Raw genomic sequence first — 6,345 nt, forward strand, 5'->3', positions numbered from 1 at the left:
CCTCTTTTAACTATGGGGTCTTTTTTTCGGCCCAAATACGGCTTTGGGGCGGACTATTTCCCCCGCATGGGTATAAGAAGTGCGATTCGTTGAAACGTGAATCACGGTGAATGCCCGTGCGCGACTTGAAATAAATGGTCGTTTAGTCTGGAGAGCCCTCTTCCTTAGAGGATTCACACCCTCTACCCCTATGTAAAAGACTCCATAAGAGTCCGGTCACGGTCAAGTAAGCCATGAAACAACCGGAATGCAGATCACAAATGTACTTAGTGCTACTAGCCTAAAGTAGTTCAGAGGCTAAGGGGAGTTCCCAGGGGGAACGCATCTTATTGAACACTGTTCATCAGTGGTGAGTATATTTTGAGATAAATTCACCATTCAAAGAAGCTACCGACACGCTTTGTAATGACTTTTTAGCGGGACTTAAACAAAAAATACGGTGAAAATACGTTATAATGCTTGCATAGCAAGCATATAACGTTAAAGAATGACCAAGGGTAATTGCTCAACTAGGGAAAAAAGGGAGCCATCAGTAGAGAGAGCTTGTTGAATAGATTGATAAGCCGTCAAGCCATGACGGTTGCCAGTATTAACAACTGAACGAACAGCAGCAAACAAATCTCGCCCCCATGAAGAACGGAAGCCATTGGTCACACGGCGAAATATCACGCTCATCCGAATCGCCTGTTCACTACTATTATTCGTTGGTGGAATCCCCGCCTCTTCCAGAAATAGAAATAAATTGTCCATCAGCCCACCGTAACGTTTTCGTAACCGGATACCATCCGGATCATGTAGCGCTAAATTTAAAATCCCGGTTAATCTTTCCTGTAAATTTTCTCGGTATCGCTTGAGTCTGGCATCGTCGATTTTTTCTCGTCGTCGATGGATGATAAAAGCTCTTAATAATAATCTCTTCATCGCTGGGGCAAAAATCCTGTCCCCAGCGTCAATCGCATATTGGCAATCCCGCAATTGATGAGCCAAACACACTTGCCATTGTGGTGCGGGGTGATTTTTTTGAGCGCTAAATAAATCTGACACCCAGATATCGGGCATTGGTAACAAGTTAAAAGGGAGTAGATTTTGTCAATACCTCTTGGGATAGAAATATTATTAAATGATAATGATAATCAAATAGGGGAAGAGTGAGAGAGTCCGCCTGCGGCGGACTCTCTCACCCGATCGCGATTATCATTATTAATAAGTTGTGTGCTCGATTGGCGTTGCATCGCGATCGATAATAATGGTGGGCGATGGATAATAGTGGCGGGCGATGGATAATAATGGTGGGCGATGGATAATAGTGGCGGGCGATGGATAATAATGGTGGGCGATGGATAATAATGGTGGGCGATCGATAATAATGGCGGACGATCGATAATAATGGCGGACGATCAATAATAGTTGCATATCCCCAGCACGGCAGCGTCGGGGCAAGCATAATAGTTGCACCACCTTGGGGAGACCGAAGGATATAATTGACAAATAATTGAGCGATTGTGTAGGTCAGTAAATATGGCTAAAAGTCAAAAAACCAACCGTGACCATGCCAAAAAAACCACAAGGCCGATGGTGGAAGACGAGGAGATTGCCTCACAACTATCGGCATTACTAACACCGGCCATTACCTCACAAGAAAATTACTACCGTCAACTGGGTTTGCGAGGGAGAATTCTCAACTTACCGTTGATGGTAGCAGCAGTATTAACTTTGCTGTGGCGAGACGTAGCTGGAGTAACAGAACTCACAAGAATGTTGGCAAGAGCGGGTTTTTTGCGGTGCCGACCCACAACAGTCACTCAACAAGCAATGTCTCAAAGATTTTTAAGTTTTCCTGCCACATTATTTGAAGGAGTCTTCAAAAATTTATGGCGTTGCTGAATCAAGGTATGAATGCCCCAGGAATGGGAATATCGTCAAACTTCAAGTAATGTATTAATAACTTAATAGAATGCTTGAGCATTTCCTCACATTTAGAATAACAAAGAGTCTTACGATGTAGCCGAGCCAAATAATGTCTTAGTCTGGTATTTTCCCCTTCTACTCTGGTCATATAAGTCTTGCTAATAATCTGATCCCCATCAGGAATAAACATGGGATATACAGACCATCCATCAGTTACATAAAAATAGCATTTCCATGCACTTACTTTCTCCCATAATGGTTCAAATGTCTTAGCGCTATGATCCCCTAATACCCATCCTAAAATTCCTGGTTGAAAGTGGTCAACCGCTGTCCACAACCATATCCTGTCTGTTTTTTTTTACATAAGTTTGTAATTCATCGAGTTCACCAACTTCTGGGATGACTTCAGGGTCATAAACATCTGGCAACAGTTTTCCGACTTGTTTTACCCAATTTATTACGCTCGGTATGATGAACACCCTTAACTCGTTCTATCGCACGTAAACCCATACCATTGACATACATTTTTAGGCAATCACGTTTGATGGCCTCGCTATAACCTCGCTGGGGTTCATACTGATTGAGGAATTGACGACCACATTGGACACAAATGTGATTCTGTTTTCCTTTTTTATTGCCGTTTTTACGGATATGGGTTGATTTACATCCCACATTCCGCAGTTCTGGCTTTGATGACTAAGGATTTTCATACCTTCACTGTAGGAAAAATATCTGTGCCTACCTTTTCTAATTTTAGTATCATTTTTTTGCGATTTTGGCGAAATATAAGAAATTGGAATTCACAGATATTGCCTAATATATTCATTAGGCAATATCTGAACTCATTCTCCCTAAATAAGACATCACAATTCCGGCAACATGAGTGTTCTGTTGCCAACAATTTGAATTTATTTAACAATATTTTCCGGTTTGTTTTCCGAGTTACCCATCTTCAACTATTAAATAATATTGACCGCAAACCTTTCCTAAATAATTTAATATCTCCCGACGTTCCTTTGTTAAGTTGCTTATTTGTTCGGCTCCATTGAGGTTGACTAAATGTACGGCTTGAAACATCTGAAATACCCACCGCATTGTCGGTTTATTTGTCATTTTCTTGACCTGGTTTCTGATGCTGGCATTGGCTGATTCTAATTCTTGTCTCAACTTTCTTTGGGCGAGATTATATACTAATAAACATACTCCCATTATCATGGCAATTGCTTCTACTCTCTCGGTTTTTTTCACGAAGACGCTTGATGTGAAAAATAATGGGTCTTTTAAAAATCTAAATCCTCTTTCGTTACTTTGTTGGTCTTTGTATTCTTCTAATATCTGCTGGTTGGTTATTTCGTTTTTATCTAAAATGTTTGTTGCCAGTATAAATCTCCCTGTTTTAATTTTTTCGGCGGATATTATTTCGGGTCTCGTTTCTATTTTACCGATTATTTGATAGGCTATTGTGTCTATATCACTAGCTTTTTTGGCTGGTGTTTTTTGTTTTTTATGGCTTTTTTCTTGACATTCAATTTCGGTAATCTGGTGATATTTCCATGTGTCTGATAGATTTTTTATGGCGGTTTCTGCGTCGGCAACGCAGGCAAATTTTTGCCGGTAAAGCTTGCGTAGTGCGGCTTGGGCCCTTGATTGTTGTTTGTTTACTTGTTTGTCTATTTGTTTGATGCTTGCTTGTTTCCTGAGTTCACTTTCTATGACTAACCATCTTTGTTTTATGTTTCCATATTCGCTAGCTCTTTCGGCTATCTTATATCCTTTTTTTGAGCTTGATTGCCATTCGCTTTCTTGGATGTCTACGATTTGCTCTTGGGCTGATTTTATGCTTAATGGGACTCTTGTTATCCATTTGATTCCTGTCATTGCTGATAGGTTTTCCCTGGTGTATAAGGCGCTGTCTGCTACGCAGATTCCTTCAAATGTCCACTGTTTTTTGAATTCTTTTAGTCTTGATACGAATACGCTTTTGTCGTCGATGTTTCCTGAATCTATTTTTAGATATAGTGGTATGTCTCCGTCTCCTGTTACAATCATGTCTATGATAAATTGTTTCAGGTCTGGTCGATGGTCTCTGGAATATCCGTGAACTATTTCTATTGGTTTCATTTCTGATGTTTCTGGTCCGGGTTCTTTTTCTGTTTGGTCGCTGTTTTTAACTTGGGTTTTATATTCTCCTTGTACATACATTGAACTTCCATCTAAATGGATGCTGTTCATTTTTACTTGGAATTTATGGGCGGCTTTCATGGCGATTGTTGTGAAGAGTTTTGTTCCACTTGATAATATTTGTCGAGAGCTCTTCCCAGTCTATCGTCGTTTAGATGTTCGGGTAGTATTCCCTTTCCGATTAGATGTGATGTTGCTTTTCCTACAAAAAATTCCTCGAATATGTATAATGGGGCGCTTAAAAAGCCTAGTCCATTCAAAATCATTGCTTTCATGACTTGTCCTGGGCTGAGCATTTCTTGGGTTGTTATTCCTACTATTTTATTGACTTCTTCTACTAATTCCATCTCGTCTATTATCCCTGCTACTATTCCTAAATGGTCTAAATTTAGGACTTTTATGGCTTCTTGATGCTCATTCATGGTTTTTTCCTCTTGGCTCCTCATTCGTTCATTGTATCTCAAAAAAGCCTGAAGTGATTACTGGGTAATCACTTCAGGCTTGAATTTTTAAATTTTATAACCATCAATTCTATTTAAAGACCTGCGGAATGTGGGTTACATTCTGGGCATTGCATAAATTATTCCTCCTATTCATACTCTAACTCAGCAACGCCAAATTTATTACCAAGTTTAAGAACTGCTTGGTACCAGAGAAATCAACGACCTTTACCAGAAAGCATTAAATTTGCCTTGACCAAATTTTCGAGTATTTGGATAGTAGATAGTTCAACGCTCGAAGCATTGTTTTGCAAGCTCAAAAGCCTGGAAGATATACCAAAAGGGCAGTTGGCAGGAAAGATGGCAACAGTCATAGATTTAATGACCAGGCTTCCTGTTGATATTTGGTTTCGGGAAAACTAAGCAAGCTTCTGATGTTAAGATTGAAGAAAATATCCTGCAATTAGTACCAGCAAATACTTTACTATTACTGGATAGGGGATTTGATCATTTTAGCTTTTGGCTCAGATTAATTGAAAGAGATATCCACTTAGTTACGCGCTTAAAAAAAGGAGCAGCAATTCAAGTACAGCAAGTATTTACCAAAAGTTACGACCTGAAATATAGTCTGGTACGTTTGGGTTCAGGAACAGCAAAAACACCATTTATTACCTTACGACTGATTGAAATTCGTTCGGGTAAAGCTTGGCATTCTTATTTGACAAGCGTACTAGATCCTCATGTATTACCACCCTACGTTGTGGCAGATTTATATCGCAGGCGCTGGAGAATTGAAGAGGCTTTTAATACCGTAAAAAGGCTGTTGTGATTAAGTTATTTGTGGACGGGTTCTCTTAACGGGATTCAGCTTCAAATTTGGGGGAGTTGGATATTTTATGCAATCTTTGTCGATTTAGGTGATGCCGTTGCTGACCAACTCTCTTTACCAATAGATTCGATTTTGTTAGAGATGATTTACCGGGGTCTTTACCATTTTTATGTAGCCCGCCAACAAGGTAAGGCAACCGATCCGCGAGAGTATTTTGCTGCGCCTGAAAATCTGTAGTTTAGACTAACCAAAGATGAGAGCGGTGGCTTTCAGAAGAACTAGAGCCACCGCGCCGGGAGAGAATAAGGGTGAAAAAGAAAACCTATCCACTCCCTAAATGAACAGTGAACGATTAAAGGAATTCCGTCAAGCAGCATACGAGTTATTAGTGAAAGCCAAGGATGCCACATTCGAGCTGATGGATGCAGTGATGACCACTCCGAATGCGTCATCTCTCGCGGAATTTTCACTCAATCCATTATTTAAGCGTCAAACGCCTCGGCATCTATGAAGCTTTACAAGACTGTAGACCAGACCGAAAAAAACTGATGCTGCTGTATCTGGAGCAATTACAGAAAGAAGCACCCCCAAAGGAACACATATTAGTGGCAATCGACCACACTGCATGGGGGAGACGAGATGCCAAAACATTACAAGACAGAACCCATGAATATCACAAAGGCGTAATTATTGGACAGGGGTACAGTACAATTGCGTGGAGTGCGACTCGTTTAATCCAAATGGATAAAGAATATCCAAGGACGATTAGCCTAACCCTCTGGTTAGTGTAACTGATTATACATCTAGGTGCAGGATTCACAAGTCCCTAGTCCTAGTCCGCAAGTGCAGCGGTAAAAGCATATCCCCTATTTTGCTAGGTAGCAACTAACAAAGTAAAGCGGGGATAAAAGCAGGGTAAACGCATCTAAATTAAGTTGACAGAAAATCATATTTGTGCATGATTTGTTTTTTATAAAACAATTCTTA

The 6,345-nt window shown here is 40.2% G+C and carries 3 protein-coding genes and 4 pseudogenes; 3 read left to right on the forward strand and 4 right to left on the reverse strand.

What is annotated here, in order from left to right:
* Positions 1-480: 480 nt before the first annotated feature.
* A complete protein-coding gene (locus QUA88_RS28925) occupies positions 481-1,059 on the reverse strand; it encodes an IS66 family transposase (RefSeq protein WP_333212828.1) in 579 nt (192 codons plus the stop codon).
* Between the two features lie 141 nt (positions 1,060-1,200).
* Positions 1,201-1,413 carry a hypothetical protein gene (locus QUA88_RS28930; RefSeq protein WP_333058578.1) on the reverse strand — a complete coding sequence of 71 codons (213 nt, stop codon included), beginning with the start codon at positions 1,411-1,413 and terminating at the stop codon, positions 1,201-1,203.
* Between the two features lie 159 nt (positions 1,414-1,572).
* Here QUA88_RS28930 and QUA88_RS28935 point away from each other — a divergent pair.
* Positions 1,573-1,872: pseudogene (locus tag QUA88_RS28935) on the forward strand (IS4 family transposase); the annotation flags it as partial.
* A gap of 13 nt (positions 1,873-1,885) precedes the next feature.
* Here QUA88_RS28935 and QUA88_RS28940 read toward each other — a convergent pair.
* A pseudogene (locus QUA88_RS28940) lies at positions 1,886-2,589 on the reverse strand (IS1 family transposase).
* Positions 2,590-2,850: 261 nt separating this feature from the next.
* Positions 2,851-4,511 (reverse strand): annotated as a pseudogene (locus tag QUA88_RS28945) (IS1634 family transposase).
* A 195-nt stretch (positions 4,512-4,706) separates the two neighbouring features.
* On the opposite strand from QUA88_RS28945, the pseudogene QUA88_RS28950 reads away from it, so the two are divergent.
* Together QUA88_RS28950 and QUA88_RS28955 are read left to right on the forward strand one after the other, a co-directional pair.
* Positions 4,707-5,589 (forward strand): annotated as a pseudogene (locus tag QUA88_RS28950) (IS4 family transposase); the annotation flags it as partial.
* Between the two features lie 212 nt (positions 5,590-5,801).
* Positions 5,802-6,149, forward strand: coding sequence for a hypothetical protein (locus QUA88_RS28955; protein WP_333058577.1), 348 nt, complete (start codon positions 5,802-5,804; stop codon positions 6,147-6,149).
* Positions 6,150-6,345: the final 196 nt, after the last annotated feature.

Source organism: Microcoleus sp. D3_18_C2 (assembly GCF_036702395.1).
Classification (GTDB): domain Bacteria; phylum Cyanobacteriota; class Cyanobacteriia; order Cyanobacteriales; family Microcoleaceae; genus Microcoleus.

Bases quoted from the DNA above. Each gene is read 5' to 3' on its own strand.
- QUA88_RS28925 (WP_333212828.1), bottom strand. From the start codon at position 1,059: ATGCCCGATATCTGGGTGTCAGATTTATTTAGCGCTCAAAAAAATCAC.
- QUA88_RS28930 (WP_333058578.1), bottom strand. From the start codon at position 1,413: ATGCAACTATTATTGATCGTCCGCCATTATTATCGATCGTCCGCCATT.
- QUA88_RS28955 (WP_333058577.1), top strand. From the start codon at position 5,802: ATGCGTCATCTCTCGCGGAATTTTCACTCAATCCATTATTTAAGCGTC.